Source organism: Methylomonas sp. MK1 (assembly GCF_000365425.1).
Taxonomy (GTDB): domain Bacteria; phylum Pseudomonadota; class Gammaproteobacteria; order Methylococcales; family Methylomonadaceae; genus Methylomonas.
Genome location: NZ_AQOV01000001.1, coordinates 2,278,676 through 2,296,175, shown reverse-complemented (window position 1 = coordinate 2,296,175; position 17,500 = coordinate 2,278,676). Strand labels below are relative to the sequence as shown.

General features: G+C 50.0%; 13 protein-coding genes, 2 tRNA genes and 3 rRNA genes. 17 read left to right on the top strand and 1 reads right to left on the bottom strand.

What is annotated here, in order from left to right:
* Positions 1-118 precede the first annotated feature (118 nt).
* The 6 genes from tyrS (at position 119) to rrf (ending at position 7,114) form a co-directional block, all read left to right on the top strand.
* Positions 119-1,312, top strand: coding sequence for a tyrosine--tRNA ligase (tyrS, locus tag G006_RS0110800; RefSeq protein WP_033194184.1), 1,194 nt, complete (start codon positions 119-121; stop codon positions 1,310-1,312).
* Positions 1,313-1,687: 375 nt separating this feature from the next.
* Positions 1,688-3,221: ribosomal RNA gene (locus tag G006_RS0110795) — 16S ribosomal RNA — on the top strand.
* Between the two features lie 60 nt (positions 3,222-3,281).
* Positions 3,282-3,358: transfer RNA gene (locus G006_RS0110790), tRNA-Ile, on the top strand.
* Between the two features lie 117 nt (positions 3,359-3,475).
* Positions 3,476-3,551: transfer RNA gene (locus tag G006_RS0110785), tRNA-Ala, on the top strand.
* Between the two features lie 322 nt (positions 3,552-3,873).
* A 23S ribosomal RNA gene (locus G006_RS0110780) occupies positions 3,874-6,768 on the top strand.
* Between the two features lie 230 nt (positions 6,769-6,998).
* Positions 6,999-7,114, top strand: a 5S ribosomal RNA gene (gene rrf, locus G006_RS0110775).
* Together the 16S, 23S and 5S rRNA genes with 2 tRNA genes alongside form the textbook arrangement of a ribosomal RNA operon.
* 164 nt (positions 7,115-7,278) lie before the next feature.
* Here the strand turns inward: rrf and G006_RS0110770 are convergent.
* Positions 7,279-7,755, bottom strand: coding sequence for a TlpA family protein disulfide reductase (locus G006_RS0110770; protein WP_033194183.1), 477 nt, complete (start codon positions 7,753-7,755; stop codon positions 7,279-7,281).
* A gap of 95 nt (positions 7,756-7,850) precedes the next feature.
* Between G006_RS0110770 and serA the strand changes: the two genes are divergently transcribed.
* The 11 genes from serA (at position 7,851) to tolB (ending at position 17,440) form a co-directional block, all read left to right on the top strand.
* Positions 7,851-9,434: a phosphoglycerate dehydrogenase gene (serA, locus tag G006_RS0110765; protein ID WP_026146966.1), complete on the top strand. Its 1,584-nt coding sequence runs from the start codon at positions 7,851-7,853 to the stop codon at positions 9,432-9,434.
* Positions 9,431-10,072 carry an HAD-IB family phosphatase gene (locus tag G006_RS0110760; RefSeq protein WP_020483194.1) on the top strand — a complete coding sequence of 214 codons (642 nt, stop codon included), beginning with the start codon at positions 9,431-9,433 and terminating at the stop codon, positions 10,070-10,072. The genes serA and G006_RS0110760 overlap by 4 nt, the downstream gene beginning before the upstream one ends.
* Before the next feature lie 68 nt (positions 10,073-10,140).
* The gene (locus tag G006_RS0110755) at positions 10,141-10,893 is read left to right on the top strand and encodes a YebC/PmpR family DNA-binding transcriptional regulator (RefSeq protein ID WP_020483193.1); all 753 of its coding nucleotides are present in this window, start codon (positions 10,141-10,143) and stop codon (positions 10,891-10,893) included.
* Between the two features lie 33 nt (positions 10,894-10,926).
* Entirely contained in the window at positions 10,927-11,424 is a 498-nt protein-coding gene (gene ruvC / locus G006_RS0110750) for a crossover junction endodeoxyribonuclease RuvC (RefSeq protein ID WP_020483192.1), read from the top strand.
* Positions 11,421-12,023: a Holliday junction branch migration protein RuvA gene (gene ruvA, locus G006_RS0110745; protein ID WP_020483191.1), complete on the top strand. Its 603-nt coding sequence runs from the start codon at positions 11,421-11,423 to the stop codon at positions 12,021-12,023. Before ruvC ends, ruvA begins: the two co-directional genes overlap by 4 nt.
* Positions 12,023-13,057, top strand: coding sequence for a Holliday junction branch migration DNA helicase RuvB (gene ruvB, locus G006_RS0110740; protein ID WP_200860459.1), 1,035 nt, complete (start codon positions 12,023-12,025; stop codon positions 13,055-13,057). The genes ruvA and ruvB overlap by 1 nt, the downstream gene beginning before the upstream one ends.
* A gap of 18 nt (positions 13,058-13,075) precedes the next feature.
* Positions 13,076-13,471: a tol-pal system-associated acyl-CoA thioesterase gene (ybgC, locus tag G006_RS0110735; RefSeq protein ID WP_020483189.1), complete on the top strand. Its 396-nt coding sequence runs from the start codon at positions 13,076-13,078 to the stop codon at positions 13,469-13,471.
* Positions 13,471-14,148, top strand: coding sequence for a protein TolQ (gene tolQ / locus G006_RS0110730; RefSeq protein WP_020483188.1), 678 nt, complete (start codon positions 13,471-13,473; stop codon positions 14,146-14,148). Before ybgC ends, tolQ begins: the two co-directional genes overlap by 1 nt.
* A gap of 44 nt (positions 14,149-14,192) precedes the next feature.
* A complete protein-coding gene (gene tolR / locus G006_RS0110725) occupies positions 14,193-14,603 on the top strand; it encodes a protein TolR (protein WP_235048853.1) in 411 nt (136 codons plus the stop codon).
* Between the two features lie 8 nt (positions 14,604-14,611).
* On the top strand, positions 14,612-16,135 hold the full coding sequence (gene tolA, locus G006_RS0110720) for a cell envelope integrity protein TolA (protein WP_020483186.1): 1,524 nt from the start codon (positions 14,612-14,614) through the stop codon (positions 16,133-16,135).
* A gap of 21 nt (positions 16,136-16,156) precedes the next feature.
* Positions 16,157-17,440, top strand: a complete 1,284-nt coding sequence (gene tolB / locus G006_RS0110715; protein WP_020483185.1) for a Tol-Pal system beta propeller repeat protein TolB — start codon at positions 16,157-16,159, stop codon at positions 17,438-17,440.
* The last annotated feature ends 60 nt before the right edge of the window (positions 17,441-17,500 follow it).

Genomic DNA, 17,500 nt, shown 5'->3' with positions numbered 1-17,500 from the left:
TTTCATTGTAGGCAATTTTGGTGCATAAGGCCAACAAAAGGCCATTTTTTATCCTTCCGTACAATTGCATCACTTATAATGCGCGCCCAGAACTAAAGGCTATCGGGAGAATAAATTGTTGCAAGAAACCTTGGCTCAGTTGCGTTATGGCGCTGAAGAAATTTTGCTGGAATCTGATTTGATCAAAAAGCTGGAGGAAAATCGGCCGTTAACGATTAAGGCTGGATTCGATCCCACAGCGCCCGATTTGCATCTGGGGCATACGGTGCTAATTAATAAACTGAAGCAATTTCAGGATGCCGGCCATAACGTGCAATTTTTGATCGGCGATTTTACCGCGATGATAGGTGATCCGACTGGCAAAAACGTCACGCGTAAGCCGTTGAGCCGCGAAGAGGTGGCGGAAAACGCGAAAACCTATCAGGCGCAGGTGTTTAAGATTCTTGATCCTGATAAAACCGAGGTGAAATTTAATTCGGCGTGGATGGGCTCTATGACGAGTGCCGAATTAATCCAGTTAGCAGCGAGAAATACCGTGGCGAGAATGCTGGAGCGTGATGATTTCAGTAAGCGTTACAAGGGGGGGCAGCCCATTGCGATTCACGAATTCTTATACCCATTAATACAGGGCTATGACTCGGTGGTCATGAAAGCGGATGTCGAGCTGGGTGGCACGGATCAGAAGTTTAACCTGTTGATGGGTAGGCAATTGCAGGAAGGTTATGGGCAAAAACCTCAGGTCGTGTTGACTATGCCGATTTTGGAAGGGCTTGATGGTGTCCAGAAAATGTCCAAATCGCTAAACAACTACATAGGTATAGCCGACGTTCCTGATGACATGTTTGGCAAGATCATGTCGATCTCAGATGAGCTGATGTGGCGTTACTTTAAGTTATTGAGCTTTAAGCCAATGACTGAAATAGAGAATTGGCGAACTGCGTGCGAGGATGGCGAAAACCCAAGAAATTACAAAGTTTCGCTCGCTCAGGAGATTGTTGCCAGGTTTCATGGGTTTCAGGCTGCAAAAACGGCGCTTGAGAATTTTGAGGCTCGGTTTCAGCGCGGGGCTTTGCCGGATGATATCGAGGAAGTTCGAATTAAAGTCGATGAGCAGGGCATGCCGATTGCTAATGTGTTGAAAAATGCTGGGTTAGTGGAAAGCACGTCTGAAGCATTACGTTTGATCAAACAAGGTGCGGTAAAGATTGATGGTGAAAAACTGGAAGACCCGAAAACCTTAATTTCGGCGCCGGCCACGCATGTTTATCAGGTAGGCAAAAGAAAATTTGCGCGGATAGAAATAATATCTTGACGCGGGGAGTATGGGTGATTAGAATGCACGGCTCTTCACTGCTCATGTTTTTGGGTTTTAGCGGTGAAGCGGTCGGCTTAGTTCGGCGGGTTTAAGGTTGTGAGTGGCGGATTTGTTTTAAGTGTTTCGGTTTTTTGAAATGGCTTAAAAATAAATTTGACAGGAATTGAAAACGCTGTAGAATATGTCGGCTCAACAGGGCGAAATGCTCTGGCTCTTTAACAAACGAAATCGAAATAATTTGTGTGGGTATGTGTAGCGACTATGTGCTGTTAGAAATAGTCGACACAGAAACCACGTCAATTCGCAAGAAAAGATGTTCTGTAGTCGAGACCAAGATTGGTCACTCATCTTATTGAGTGACAAGTTAAAATTAAACTGAAGAGTTTGATCATGGCTCAGATTGAACGCTGGCGGTATGCTTAACACATGCAAGTCGAACGGTAGCAGGCCTTCGGGCGCTGACGAGTGGCGGACGGGTGAGTAATGCATAGGAATCTGCCTATTAGTGGGGGACAACGTGGGGAAACTCACGCTAATACCGCATACGCCCTACGGGGGAAAGCTGGGGATCTTCGGACCTGGCGCTAATAGATGAGCCTATGTTGGATTAGCTAGTTGGTAGGGTAAAGGCCTACCAAGGCGACGATCCATAGCTGGTCTGAGAGGATGATCAGCCACACTGGGACTGAGACACGGCCCAGACTCCTACGGGAGGCAGCAGTGGGGAATATTGGACAATGGGCGAAAGCCTGATCCAGCAATACCGCGTGTGTGAAGAAGGCCTGAGGGTTGTAAAGCACTTTCAATAGGAAGGAATACCTGCCGGTTAATACCCGGTAGACTGACATTACCTATACAAGAAGCACCGGCTAACTCCGTGCCAGCAGCCGCGGTAATACGGAGGGTGCAAGCGTTAATCGGAATTACTGGGCGTAAAGCGTGCGTAGGCGGTTGTTTAAGTCAGATGTGAAAGCCCTGGGCTTAACCTGGGAACTGCATTTGATACTGGGCAACTAGAGTTTAGTAGAGGGGAGTGGAATTTCAGGTGTAGCGGTGAAATGCGTAGAGATCTGAAGGAACACCAGTGGCGAAGGCGGCTCCCTGGACTAAAACTGACGCTGAGGTACGAAAGCGTGGGTAGCAAACAGGATTAGATACCCTGGTAGTCCACGCCGTAAACGATGTCAACTAACTGTTGGGTTCTTAAAGAACTTAGTAGTGGAGCTAACGTATTAAGTTGACCGCCTGGGGAGTACGGCCGCAAGGCTAAAACTCAAATGAATTGACGGGGGCCCGCACAAGCGGTGGAGCATGTGGTTTAATTCGATGCAACGCGAAGAACCTTACCTACCCTTGACATCCAGAGAATCTGTTAGAGATAGTAGAGTGCCTTCGGGAACTCTGAGACAGGTGCTGCATGGCTGTCGTCAGCTCGTGTTGTGAAATGTTGGGTTAAGTCCCGTAACGAGCGCAACCCTTATCCTTAGTTGCCAGCGGGTCATGCCGGGAACTCTAGGGAGACTGCCGGTGATAAACCGGAGGAAGGTGGGGACGACGTCAAGTCATCATGGCCCTTATGGGTAGGGCTACACACGTGCTACAATGGCCGGTACAGAGGGCTGCGAACTCGCGAGAGTAAGCGAATCCCAAAAAGCCGGTCCCAGTCCGGATCGCAGTCTGCAACTCGACTGCGTGAAGTCGGAATCGCTAGTAATCGCGGATCAGAATGCCGCGGTGAATACGTTCCCGGGCCTTGTACACACCGCCCGTCACACCATGGGAGTGGGTTGCAAAAGAAGTAGGTAGTTTAACCTTCGGGAGGGCGCTTACCACTTTGTGATTCATGACTGGGGTGAAGTCGTAACAAGGTAGCCCTAGGGGAACCTGGGGCTGGATCACCTCCTTACAAAGACGGCACACCGTTACACGTACTCACAACAAATTATTTCGATTGAAAGACGCACCTGGGTCTGTAGCTCAGTTGGTTAGAGCGCACCCCTGATAAGGGTGAGGTCGGAGGTTCAACTCCTCCCAGACCCACCAACGCATAAAAGGCGAAAGCAATAAGGCGGAAAACGATCAGACAACACTCCTGGTTAGAATAGGTAAGGTTGTGCATAGTTGGGTTTCGGCTTGAGTCTTGGTCTTTAGTCTGTTTTAGGGGCCATAGCTCAGCTGGGAGAGCGCCTGCCTTGCACGCAGGAGGTCGGGAGTTCGATCCTCCCTGGCTCCACCATCACGCTGAACGCTGAGGGTAAACCAGTACGTCACCAGTAGATAGTCGATGTTAGAACATCAGCGCTATGAGGTTTTATCGTAATCAAGAGATAAAGACTTTATAGCATTGGTATTCGTGCCGATAGCTCTTTAACAATATGGAAATCTGTAACTATAGTAATGATCAGCAATGATCAAAACTAAAACGAGTTGCGGTTTGAATGAAGTCATTCTCCAAAGAGAACGGCGGAAAGCAAACAGCATGTCGTTCTCAAGCAGAAAAAATCAGCGAAAATGTCAGCTGACAGTATAACCAAAGTACAGACGTATTCGGGTTATATGGTCAAGTGAATAAGCGCATACGGTGAATGCCTAGGCAGTAAGAGGCGATGAAGGACGTTGTAGCATGCGAAAAGCTTTGGGGAGCCTGCAAACCGGCTGTGATCCAGAGATGTCCGAATGGGGAAACCCGGCGTGCATAAGCACGTCATCTTTGAGTGAATACATAGCTCACTGAAGCGAACCCGGAGAACTGAAACATCTAAGTACCCGGAGGAAAAGAAATCAACCGAGATTCCCTAAGTAGTGGCGAGCGAACGGGGACTAGCCCTTAAGCTAGGATAAGGTTAGTGGAACGGTCTGGAAAGTCCGGCGATACAGGGTGATAGCCCCGTACACGAAAACCTTTTTTTAGTGAAATCGAGTAGGTCGGAGCACGTGAAACTTTGACTGAATATGGGGGGACCATCCTCCAAGGCTAAATACTCCTTACTGACCGATAGTGAACTAGTACCGTGAGGGAAAGGCGAAAAGAACCGCGGAGAGCGGAGTGAAATAGAACCTGAAACCGTATGCGTACAAGCAGTGGGAGCCCCTTCGTGGGGTGACTGCGTACCTTTTGTATAATGGGTCAGCGACTTACATTTTGTGGCAAGCTTAACCGAATAGGGGAGGCGTAGCGAAAGCGAGTCTTAATAGGGCGTTTAGTCGCAAGGTGTAGACCCGAAACCGGGCGATCTATCCATGGCCAGGCTGAAGGTTGGGTAATACTAACTGGAGGGCCGAACCCACGTCTGTTGAAAAAGACGGGGATGAGCTGTGGATCGGAGTGAAAGGCTAATCAAGCTCGGAGATAGCTGGTTCTCCTCGAAAGCTATTTAGGTAGCGCCTCGTGTATCACTGCTGGGGGTAGAGCACTGTTTCGGCTAGGGGGTCATCCCGACTTACCAACCCGATGCAAACTCCGAATACCAGCAAGTGCAAGCACGGGAGACACACGGCGGGTGATAAGGTCCGTCGTGAAAAGGGAAACAGCCCAGACCGTCAGCTAAGGTCCCCAAATCTATGCTCAGTGGGAAACGATGTGGAAAGGCACAGACAGCCAGGAGGTTGGCTTAGAAGCAGCCATCCTTTAAAGAAAGCGTAATAGCTCACTGGTCGAGTCGGTCTGCGCGGAAGATTTACCGGGGCTAAGCATAGTACCGAAGCTACGGATTTACACGTAAGTGTGAGTGGTAGAGGAGCGTTCCGTACGCCTGCGAAGGTTCATTGAGAAGTGGGCTGGAGGTATCGGAAGTGCGAATGCTGACATAAGTAACGATAAAGGGGGTGAAAAACCCCCTCGCCGAAAACCCAAGGTTTCCTGCGCAACGTTAATCGACGCAGGGTTAGTCGGCACCTAAGGCGAGGCTGAAAAGCGTAGTCGATGGAAAACAGGTTAATATTCCTGTACCAGTAGTAACTGCGATGGGGTGACGGAGAAGGCTATATCAGCTGTCGGTTGGAAGTGGCAGTTTAAGCAGGTAGGCATGCATCTTAGGCAAATCCGGGGTGCTCTATGCCGAGACGTGATGACGAGCGGTTCGAAAGAACAGCGAAGTGATAGATGCCCTGCTTCCAGGAAAAACCTCTAAGCTTCAGGTTACTAGTGGCCGTACCCTAAACCGACACAGGTGGGTGGGATGAAAATTCTAAGGCGCTTGAGAGAACCCAGGTGAAGGAACTAGGCAAAATGATACCGTAACTTCGGGAGAAGGTATGCCCTCATTACGTGAAGGTCCTCGCGACTGGAGCGGAAGGGGGTTGCAAAAAATCGGTGGCTGCGACTGTTTAGCAAAAACATAGCACTCTGCAAACACGAAAGTGGACGTATAGGGTGTGACGCCTGCCCGGTGCTGGAAGGTTAATTGATGGGGTTATCTTCGGAGAAGCTCTTGATCGAAGCCCCAGTAAACGGCGGCCGTAACTATAACGGTCCTAAGGTAGCGAAATTCCTTGTCGGGTAAGTTCCGACCTGCACGAATGGCGTAACGATGGCCACACTGTCTCCACCTGGGACTCAGTGAAATTGAAATCGCTGTGAAGATGCAGTGTACCCGCGGCTAGACGGAAAGACCCCGTGCACCTTTACTATAGCTTGACACTGGACTTTGAACCTACTTGTGTAGGATAGGTGGGAGGCTTTGAAGCGGGAACGCCAGTTCTCGTGGAGCCAACCTTGAAATACCACCCTGGTATGTTTGGAGTTCTAACCTCGACCCGTTATCCGGGTTAGGGACAGTGTCTGGTGGGTAGTTTGACTGGGGCGGTCTCCTCCTAAAGAGTAACGGAGGAGCACGAAGGTACCCTCAGCCTGGTCGGAAATCAGGCAATGAGTGCAAAGGCATAAGGGTGCTTGACTGCGAGACGGACAAGTCGAGCAGGTACGAAAGTAGGTCTTAGTGATCCGGTGGTTCTGTATGGAAGGGCCATCGCTCAACGGATAAAAGGTACGCCGGGGATAACAGGCTGATACCGCCCAAGAGTTCATATCGACGGCGGTGTTTGGCACCTCGATGTCGGCTCATCACATCCTGGGGCTGAAGCAGGTCCCAAGGGTATGGCTGTTCGCCATTTAAAGTGGTACGCGAGCTGGGTTCAGAACGTCGTGAGACAGTTCGGTCCCTATCTGCCGTGGGCGTTTGAGATTTGAGGGAAGCTGCTCCTAGTACGAGAGGACCGGAGTGGACGAACCTCTGGTGTTCCGGTTGTCATGCCAATGGCATTGCCGGGTAGCCACGTTCGGACAGGATAACCGCTGAAAGCATCTAAGCGGGAAGCCCCTCCCAAGATGAGATCTCACTGGGACTTTAAGTCCCCTGAAGGGCCGTCGGAGACTACGACGTTGATAGGCACGGTGTGGAAGCGCAGTAATGTGTGAAGCTAACGTGTACTAATTGCCCGTGAGGCTTGACCATATAACACCCAATGCGTTTGGGTAGCGTCAGAAGACAACAGTAGCTGAACACGCAAGAGAACAACAAACTCAATACAGATTTCCATGAAAGCAGGTCAAAGGCTAAAGCCGTCGTGAACACCTATCAAAAGTGAACGCGCGAGAAAAAGCCCAAAAGGAACACAGCCAATGACGCTGAAAACCTAACCTGTTGCATGACGGTTGGATAAATCATCCAGCCAAACCAGTTTGCTTGGTGAACATAGCAAGCGTGAACCACCCGATCCCATCCCGAACTCGGAAGTGAAACCGCTTAGCGCCGATGATAGTGTGGCAGGTTGCCATGTGAAAGTAGGTCATCGCCAAGCGCCTATCCCAAAAGCCCTGCTAACACTAGCAGGGCTTTTTTTTGACTCTAAAATCCCTTATCAATAATCACGCTTCAATAATCCCTGGACACATAATCACTCTTCAAATTTGTCGTTTGCTGTTGTCAGACAAGGCTTCTGATGTTCAATTGCTGCGGAGTTTTTTATAATTGTGTCAGAAGTATTTTTAAAGATGCTAAATCGAAAGCGCCGATTTTGTGCATGACGATCACGCCTTGCCTATCTATTAAAAACATCGTGGGGGTCAACTGCACATCGCCAAAAGCGTGTACAAGACTACCGTCTATATCAAGAGCCACTGGATAGGGAAGCTGTTGTTCTTTGGCTAACGTTTGCACGCGGCTAGGAGGGTCGTATGGCATTGCCACCGCAATGATTTTTAGGCCTTGCTGATGCAATGCGATCAAATCAGGAATTTCCTCAATACAGCTAGGGCAGTCGGTTGCCCAAAATGTTATCAATACGGGCTTGCCTTTTAGCTCGGAAATTGCCAGTCGTTCACCTGTCAATGTTGTAAAAACGGCGTTGGGAGCAAAGCTTTTAGTGTAAGTCAGCCACCAGGCTATTGCGCCAAGTAAACAGATCACCGATAGGACGCCAAGCGCCGCTTTTATTTTCATAAGCATAGATTCGGTAGTTTGTCGGGAACGCGCATTACGGCGATTATAGCAAAGCTGCTAGAATGCCTGCCTTATCCAATAATCCAGTCATGGCGATGAAAAAGATACTAATTTCAGACAAGCTTGCGGAAGATGGCATTAATTTTTTGAATGCCCAGGAAGGCATACAGATACACATTCAAACCGGGCTGAGTGAAGACGCTTTATGTGAAATTATTCCCGAGTACGATGCCTTATTGATTCGCAGCGATACTCAGGTGACGGCTAAAGTTTTAAAAGCTGCGACTCGTCTGAAGGTAGTCGGGCGCGCCGGCATAGGTGTCGATAATGTTGATTTAAATGCCGCGACAGAGCAAGGTGTTATCGTAATGAACACCCCCGATGCCAATGCTACGACGACGGCGGAACTCGCTATTGCGCATATGTTTTCGCTGAGTCGCAATCTACCGGTTGCCAATCAATCGGTCAGAGAAGGTAAATGGGAGCGCTCTAAGTTGATGGGCGCCGAAATTACTCATAAAACGCTAGCAGTGCTGGGTTTCGGAACGATAGGCCGAATAGTTGCTCAACGAGGCAACGGTTTGGGAATGCGGGTGATCGCTTATGACCCGTTTGTAGCACCGGATGTTTTCACCAAGCATGGCGCGGAAATGGTCGATTTGGAAGCCTTGGTTAGGCAAGCTGACTATTTGACCCTGCACTGTCCTTTACTGGAAAAAACCAAAAATATCATAGGCCGTGAGCAATTGGCGATGATGAAAAAATCTGCACGCTTGATCAATTGCGCGCGGGGCGGCTTGGTCGATGAATCGGCATTGTTCGATGCCTTGAAAGAAGGGCATATCGCCGGCGCGGCGCTGGATGTATATGAGCAGGAGCCTCCCAAGGATTCGCCGCTGCTTACATTGGATAATGTCGTATTTACTCCACATTTGGGTGCTTCGACCAAAGAAGCGCAAGTGGCTGTGAGTGTCGAAATTGCTCGCCAGGCGGTTAAATATTTACAAACTGGCGAAGCTGTGAATGCTTTAAACCTCCCTAGGTTGTCGGCAGAAGAGCTTTCCAAGGCTCAACCATTTATGAATCTAGCCAATATTCTCGGCAAGGTTTTAGTGGGGTTGATCGATCAACCGATTCAAAAATTGGAAGTTGCTGTATATGGAAAGGCTGCTGAGGTAAAAATTCGGCCGATTTCTGCAGAGGCGATGGTCGGCTTGCTGGGTGGGCAACTTTCCACGCCGGTTAACCGCGTAAATGTTGAGAACATTGCCAAGCGCCAGGGCATAACGCTAATTGAGTCGCAGACAGAGGAATCGGAAGGCTATCAATCCTTGATCAAAATCACCGGACATTGCGCCGATAAGTCGGTGTCCTTGGCGGGCACTTTGCTGGGCAATCAACACCCTCGCTTGGTCAGCATCAATCATTTCGAAATCGAAGTGGTGCCGGAAGGCGCGCTACTGATCACTCGCCACGATGATAAGCCGGGCGTGATCGCCGCGATTAGTTCTATTTTAGGTATCGCCAATATCAATATCACCCGTATGCAGGTCAGCATAGCTGACGAGCATCAACTGGCGATGATGGTCATTAGTGTTTCGGATCCATTAAACGAGCACGTGTTGAAATCGGTCTGCAAAGTGCCGGCGGTACATACGGCGAGGCAAATTGCTTTATGAGTTATGACGTCATTTGTTTCGATTGCGATAGTACGCTAAGCCGAGTCGAAGGCATCGATGAATTGGCGCGCCGTAACGGTTTATTCGAGCAGGTTGCGGCATTGACTGATGCCGCCATGAACGGTGAATTGCCTCTTGAGGACGTTTACGCTAACCGACTGGATTTGATCAAGCCGGACAAAGCGGCGATAGATTGGTTGGCCGACTTGTATATTGCCGAAATGGTAGAGGGCGTCAGTGAAACGATTGAGACCTTACAGGCAAATAACAAGTTAATTCACATCATTAGCGGTGGTTTGCGTCAGGCGATACTACCTTTGGCGAAGCAGTTGGGGATACCGGAAGAACATGTGCATGCGGTGGATGTGTTGTTTGATGAAGACGGTAATTATCAGGGCTTTGCTCGACATTCGCCCTTGGCTGTCAGTGGCGGCAAAGCCAGGATTTGCCGGCGGCTGAGGATGCATCATTCATCTTTAGTAATGATAGGCGATGGTAAGACCGATTTGGAAGCTAAATTGGCCGGCGCCTATATGATCGGTTTCGGCGGCGTAGTCCGCAGGCCGTTGGTGGAAGAGCAAGCTGATAGTTACGTCTTGGATGCTTCTTTAGCGGCGATATTGCCACTAGTACTATAAGCAAGGGTCGATAAGCTGGCGGGACGATGGTAAAATTCCCAAATTTTTAGAAGATTCAGAGAGATAGAATGGCAGGGCATAGTAAGTGGGCTAACATCAAGCATCGTAAAGGCGCGCAGGACGCAAAACGCGGCAAGATTTTTACCAAAATGATTCGCGAGATTACCGTGGCTGCGAAAGGATCGGGTGGTGGTGATCCTGCCAATAATCCAAGTTTGCGCACCGCTATCGATAAGGCGCTCGGTGCCAATATGAAGCGCGATACCATCGATAACACCATAAAAAAAGCCATAGGCGCGGTTGATGGCGTGGTCTACGAAGAAGTACGTTACGAAGGTTACGGCCCAGGAGGTACGGCGGTGATGGTCAATTGCTTGACCGATAATCGCAATCGTACCGTTGCGGATGTTAGGCATGCGTTTTCCAAGGCCGGCGGCAATTTAGGTACTGATGGTTCGGTGGCTTATATGTTTCGTAAAGTGGGTATCATCAGTTACTCAAATGAAGTCGATGAAGATGCGCTGATGGAAGCGGCTATGGAAGCGGGCGCCGAGGATGTGGTTACCAATGATGATGGTTCTATCGATGTCTTTACCACGCCGGAAGACTATATGACGGTCAAGGAAGCCATGGTTGCTGCCGGCTTCGAGCCGGAAAATGCCGAAGTGACGATGCATGCCGACGTCAAAACCGAATTGGATGCCGATGCCGCCGAAAAAATGCTGAAACTGATCGACCGTTTGGAAGATCTGGACGATGTGCAGGATGTTTACTCTAATGCCGACATCAGCGACGACATCATGACGGCGCTCGATGCTTAACCACGCTATTCAATTACCTGCACCAATACACTGTTGACCAGAATTTTAGGTATAGATCCCGGCTCGCGCATCACCGGATACGGTGTGGTGGAGTCAACGCCGCGCGGTATTCGCTACGTAGCAAGCGGCTGCATTCGTATTAAATCCGATGAATTTCCCGAGCGCTTGAAGCAGATTTTCGATGGCGTTAGCCAGGTGATCGAGTTGTACCGTCCCGAGCAGATGGCCATAGAACAAGTGTTTATGCACAAGAATGCCGATTCGGCTCTGAAGCTGGGTCAGGCGCGTGGCGCGGCTATTTGCGCCACCTTGAACCGCGATTTGCCGGTGTTCGAATACGCCGCGCGGCAGGTGAAACAGGCCTTGGTTGGCAAAGGTAATGCCGATAAGCTGCAAGTTCAACATATGGTGAAGATTTTGTTGAGTATTCAAGGCGATATGCAGATCGACGCCAGCGATGCGTTGGCTATCGGCCTGTGTCATAGTCATTATCGGGAGACCGCAATGCGTTTGCAGAAGGCGAGTTCGTGATCGGTTTTTTGCGCGGTAAATTGATTCACAAAGCGCCGCCACAATTGTTGCTGGATGTACACGGTGTTGGCTATGAAGTGGAAGCGCCGATGAACACCTTTTACGACCTGCCGGCATTGGGTGAAGAAGTTAAACTGCATACGCATCTAGTGGTGCGAGAAGATGCGCACATTTTGTTCGGTTTTGCCACGGAAAGCGAGCGCATGCTGTTCAGGACCCTGATCAAGGTCAATGGCGTTGGTCCGAAGCTGGCATTGACGATACTTTCAGGGCAAAGCACCGAAGAGTTTTATCGTTGCGTGCATGATAACGATGTAAAAGGTTTGGTGCGCTTGCCGGGTGTCGGCCAAAAAACCGCCGAGCGCTTGATAATAGAAATGCGCGGTCGTTTGCCGGAATTGAACAAGCTATCGGCATCTAATGATCGGCCAAGTTCGCTTCCTGGTTCTGCAGACAGTCCCAAGCAAGAAGCCATTAGCGCGCTATGTGCCTTAGGGTATAAGCCGCCGGATGCGGCGCGAATGGTACAATCGATTTCTACCGAAGATAAAAGCTGCGAGGACATTATTCGTCTGGCGCTACGCGGTGCGGTTAAATGATCGAAAGCGACCGATTGGTGACTGCGCAGGGCAATAATGACGAAGAGCGAGTGGATCGAGCTATTCGTCCCAAACGCCTGAAAGACTACGTCGGCCAAAAAGAGCTCCGTGAGCAAATGGAAATCTTTATCCAGGCGGCGGTAACGCGCTCGGAAGCATTAGACCATGTATTGATCTTCGGTCCGCCCGGCTTGGGGAAAACCACCTTGGCTAACATCGTCGCCATGGAAATGAATGTCAACATTCGGCAAACCTCAGGCCCCGTGCTGGATAAAGCCGGGGACTTGGCGGCTTTGCTGACCAATCTGCAAGCACACGATGTGCTGTTCATCGACGAAATCCATAGGCTCAGTCCGGCGGTGGAAGAGGTGCTGTATCCAGCTATGGAAGACTACCAAATTGATATTATAATAGGCGAAGGTCCGGCAGCCCGCTCGATTAAGCTGGATTTGCCACCCTTTACGCTGATAGGCGCTACGACCCGAGCCGGTTTGTTGACATCGCCTTTACGCGACCGTTTCGGTATCGTTCAACGTCTTGAATTTTACACCGTCGAGGAACTGGCCAGTATTGTCAGTCGTTCAGCGAAGCTGCTGAATATTGGGATGGACAGCGGTGGTGCGGACGAGATTGCGTGTCGCTCGCGCGGCACGCCGAGGATTGCTAACCGGCTATTACGCCGCGTGCGCGACTTTGCCGAAGTTAAAGGCAACGGCACGGTTAGTCGTGAGATCGCCAAGCAAGCCTTGGATATGCTGAAAATAGACCAGCAAGGCTTCGATATGCTGGACAGGAAGTTATTGACAGCCATGATAGAACATTTTCAAGGCGGTCCGGTTGGGCTGGATACGCTGGCCGCTGTGATCAGCGAGGAGCGCGGTACCGTGGAAGATGTGCTGGAACCTTATTTGTTGCAACAAGGCTTTATCATGCGCACCCCCAGAGGACGGGTGGTCACGCATAAGGCATACAGCCACTTTGGCCTGCCAGTGCCCAAGCAGCAACTAGGCACCGATGATATCTTCGCCAATTAATAATTCGTTAAGAGACGAATGAAAGAATTTACTTGGCCTGTGAGGGTATATTACGAAGACACCGATGCGGGCGGTGTAGTGTTCTACGCTAACTATTTGAAGTTTTTTGAACGCGCTAGAACCGAAATGCTGCGTAGTGTCGGTTTCGAACAGGACAGACTGATTATTGAGCAAAACCTGATTTTTGTCGTGCGTTCGGTAAAAGTCGATTATTTGAAGCCGGCGCGCTTCAACGACCTGTTGGATGTGAATGCAAAAGTTATTGAACACAAAAAAACGAATTTTACCTTTGAGCAATCGATTACTCGGCAACAAGACCTGTTGTGCACTGCTGAAATTCGAATTGCCTGTCTTGATGCGCAAAGCATGAAGCCCAAACTGATTCCCTCTGCTATTTTGGAACATTTAAACTAATGAATACCGATTTATCCATCCTGACGCTGGTCAAAGAAGCCAGCATCGTCGTGCAGTTTGTTATGTTCATTCTGTTGTCGGCATCGGTTGCTTCCTGGACCTTCATCTTTTCCAAGCGTAAAGAATTGAAGCAAGCCATCGCCATCACCGACGACTTTGAGGAGGAGTTCTGGTCCGGCGTCGGTCTGGCCGAGTTGTATAAAAAAATGTCCAGCGACCGGTTCGAGCCGGAAGGTATCGAAAAAATCTTCTTGGCCGGTTACCGCGAATTCGCGCGTATGCGTCAAAAGGGCGATGTCGAACCGTCGGTCCAGGTCGAAAGCGCGCAGCGGGCGATGCGTATCGAGTTATCCCGCGAGTTGGATCGACTGGACGAAACTTTACCGTTTTTGGCGACAGTAGGTTCGACCAGTCCTTATATAGGCCTGTTTGGCACCGTCTGGGGGATCATGAATTCGTTCCGCGCCTTAGGCGAAATCAAAAATGCGACGTTGGCAAATGTCGCTCCTGGTATTTCCGAAGCCTTGATCGCCACCGCGATTGGTTTGTTTGCGGCGATTCCGGCGGTTATTGCCTATAACCGCTTCTCCACGCGTTTGGATCGTTTGGCCGGTCGTTACGAATTATTCGTCGACGAGTTCGTGGTGTTACTGCAAAGACAGGCGCACAGCAAATGAATGTCGGTGGCAGCAATCGCAGATCGCGCAAAAAGCGCGGGGTAATGGCCGAAATTAACGTCGTTCCTTATATCGACGTTACCTTTGTGCTGTTGATGATTTTCATGATTACCGCCCCGCTGGTGCAAACCGGTGTCGAGGTCGAATTACCCCAAGCCGAGGCTGATTCGGTTGATTTACAGGATCAGGTGCCGGTGATTGTTTCGATCAAGAAAGACGGTAGTTTGTATGTCGATATTGGCAATGGTGATGAGGAAGCCGAGACACCGGTCGATGTCGATACCGTTAAAACCAGAGTCGCTGCGGTATTCAGAAATAATCCCAAAGCCCAGCTATATGTGCGCGGCGATCATGAAGTGGATTACGGCAGTATTGTCAAGGTGATGGTGGAACTGAAGAAAACCGGCGCCCCCAAAGTGGGTTTGATGACCGCACCGCCGCCAGACAGCAAATAAACACAACCATGAAAAGTTTTAAACCCTCGCTTGCGCAGGCGGTAGCGCTACATATTCTGATTGTATTGTTGTTCAGTTTTAGTTTTCTAACAGAGACTGACGATGCGCAAATGGCGCCGCCTGCGGATATTATTGAAGCGACTGTATTGGATGGCGCGGAAATCGATGCGGAAGCCGAACGCTTAAAGCAGAATGAAGCAAACAAGCAACAAGCGGAAAAGCAGCATCAAGAGCAACTGGAAAACGCCAGAAAAACCGAAGAGCAGTTGTTGCAGCAAGCTAAAAAGCAACGCGTGCTTGAAGAACAGAAAATTCAGGAAGCCGCCGAAAAGCGTAAGCAAGAAGCGCTAGAAGAGAAGAAACTGCAGGAACAACTGGTCGCCAAGCGTAAGGAAGAGGAAAAAAAGTTAGAGGAAGCCAAGGAACGGCAAGCTCTGGAACAGAAAAAAGCCAAGGAAGTCGCGGAAAAGCAGAAGCAAGCCGAACTGGACAAACAAAAGGAAGTCGCGGAAAAACAGAAACAAGCCGAACTGGAAAAGCAGAAGGAATTGACGGAAAAGCAAAAGGAAGCCGAGAAACAAAAGCAACTGGAAAAGCAAAAACAACAGGAAGTGGAGCGCGAAGCCAAGTTGAAGGAACAAAAACTGGCGGAAGCGGCGCGAGAGAAACAACAGCAGGAAGCCGAAATCAAAAAGCTGGAACAGGAAAAGAAGTTACAGGAACAAAAAGCCCTGGAACAGCAAAAAAAGCTTCAGGAGCAAAAGAGCGAGGAAGCCAAGCGCCAGGAACAAGCAAGACAAGCGGAAGCCAAGGCAAAAGCGGAAAAGGAAAGGCAATTAGCTGACGAAAAAGCTAAAGCCGAGAAAGAAAAACAGGCCGCGCTTAACGCTGAAAAAGCCAAACAAGCGGCGGAAGCCGAGGCAAGAGCCAAGGCGGAAAAAGATAAACAACTCGCCGCCGAAAAAGCGGAGAAAGAGCGCCAAGCCAAAATAGCGGCAGAAAAAGCCGAAAAAGAACGCATGGCGGCCGAAGCCGAAGCTAAAGCCAAGGCGGAGAAAGAACGTCAGGCCAAGCTGGCTGCGGAAAAGGCCGAGAAAGCCGAAAAAGAACGGCTCGCGGCGGAAGCGGCTGCTAAAGCCAAGGCAGAACAAGAGCGCCAAGCGGCGATAGCCGCGGCTGAAAAAGCGGAAAAAGAACGCCAGGCTGCGGAAGCTGCCGCTGCTGCAGCGGCAAAAGCGGCTTCGGATAAGCAAGCTGTAGATTCCGCGAAGCAAATGATAGCCCGCAAAGTCGAGGGGGCTTGGACGCGGCCGATCAACGCAACGCAAGGCTTGAGATGCACAATTCAGGTAAAATTGTTGGCTAGCGGTGATGTGATGGACGCAGTGGTGATTGGTAGCAGCGGCGATCCGATTTTTGACCGTTCGGCGGAGAATGCAGTAAGAAAAGCTTCGCCTTTGCCGGTACCGCAAGATAGAAATTTATTTAATCAGGAATTTAGAGTTTTCACCTTCGTGTTTAAACCGGAATAATCAGTAAACGGAAACGAGAGAATGATGTTAATCACAAGAATTTTAGTCGGCGGCATTTTGGCTGGGATGTTCACAGTGGCGCAGGCGGCCGGTTTAACCATAGAAATTACCAAGGGTTCGCAAACTGCGGTGCCGATCGCCATTGTACCCTTCGCTCAGCAAGGCTCTATCGGCAATGTCAAATTGTCCGATGTGATTAGTTCCGATTTGGGTGGTAGCGGTTTTTTCAAGGCTTTACCTGAAGACGATATGTTAACCAAGCCGAGCGAGCCGGAGCGGGTCAACTTTAAGGATTGGCAGGTGCTGGGCCAAGACTATATGGCGATAGGTCAAGTAGTCGGCAATGGTGGCAGCTACAACATCCAGTTCCATTTGTTTAACGTCCATAACGGCCAGTTGTTAATGGGTTACCGGTTGACTGCCGGCGCCAACGAATTACGCCGCGCCGCGCACCACATTAGCGATCTGATTTATGAAAAACTGACCGGCCGCAAAGGTGCGTTTAACACCCGGATTGCTTATGTGACCAGCGTTCGCCGCGGCAACGGCAAGCAGTTTATGCTGCAAGTAGCCGATGCGGATGGTTATAACCCTAGGACGATTGCCGAATCGCCAGAGCCTATCATGGCGCCGGCTTGGTCGCCGGATGGCAGTAAAATAGCCTACGTATCTTTCCATACCAAGCGTTCGGAAATTTGGGTGCAAACCTTGGCAACCGGACAACGGGAAAGCGTTTCTTCATATCCCGGTATCAACGGGGCGCCGGCTTTCTCACCCGATGGGAGTCGTCTGGCAGTTACGCTTTCAAAAGACGGCAGCCCGGATGTTTACGTGTTGAATTTGGGTAGTCGCTCTTTGACGCGCTTGACCAGCGGTTTGTCCATCGATACCGAGCCGACTTGGTCGCCTGACGGCAGTTCAATCTTATTTACCTCCGATCAAGGCGGCAAACCTCAGCTTTACCTGATGCCTGCTTCCGGAGGCAAAGCTAGTCGCGTGACATTCCAAGGCGACTACAACGCTAGAGGGCGTTTTTCTGCCGATGGTAGAAGCTTGGCGATGGTTACTAGCAGTGGTGGAGGCTACAAAATTGCAGTAATGGATATGGCCTCTCGCACGGTGAACGTACTGACCGAGGGTAATCTTGACGAATCTCCCAGCTTTGCGCCGAATGGCAGTATGGTTTTATTTGCCGCGAATCGCGGCGGTCGGTCGGCCTTATCAGTGGTGTCTACCGATGGCGCGATGCAACAAAAATTGGCATTCGAGAGTGGCGAGGTCCGTGAACCGGCCTGGGCACCTTGATTGCAATTGCGATAGCCCTCAAACTATCGCTACCTGAGTTTTAATTTATATATTGGAGAA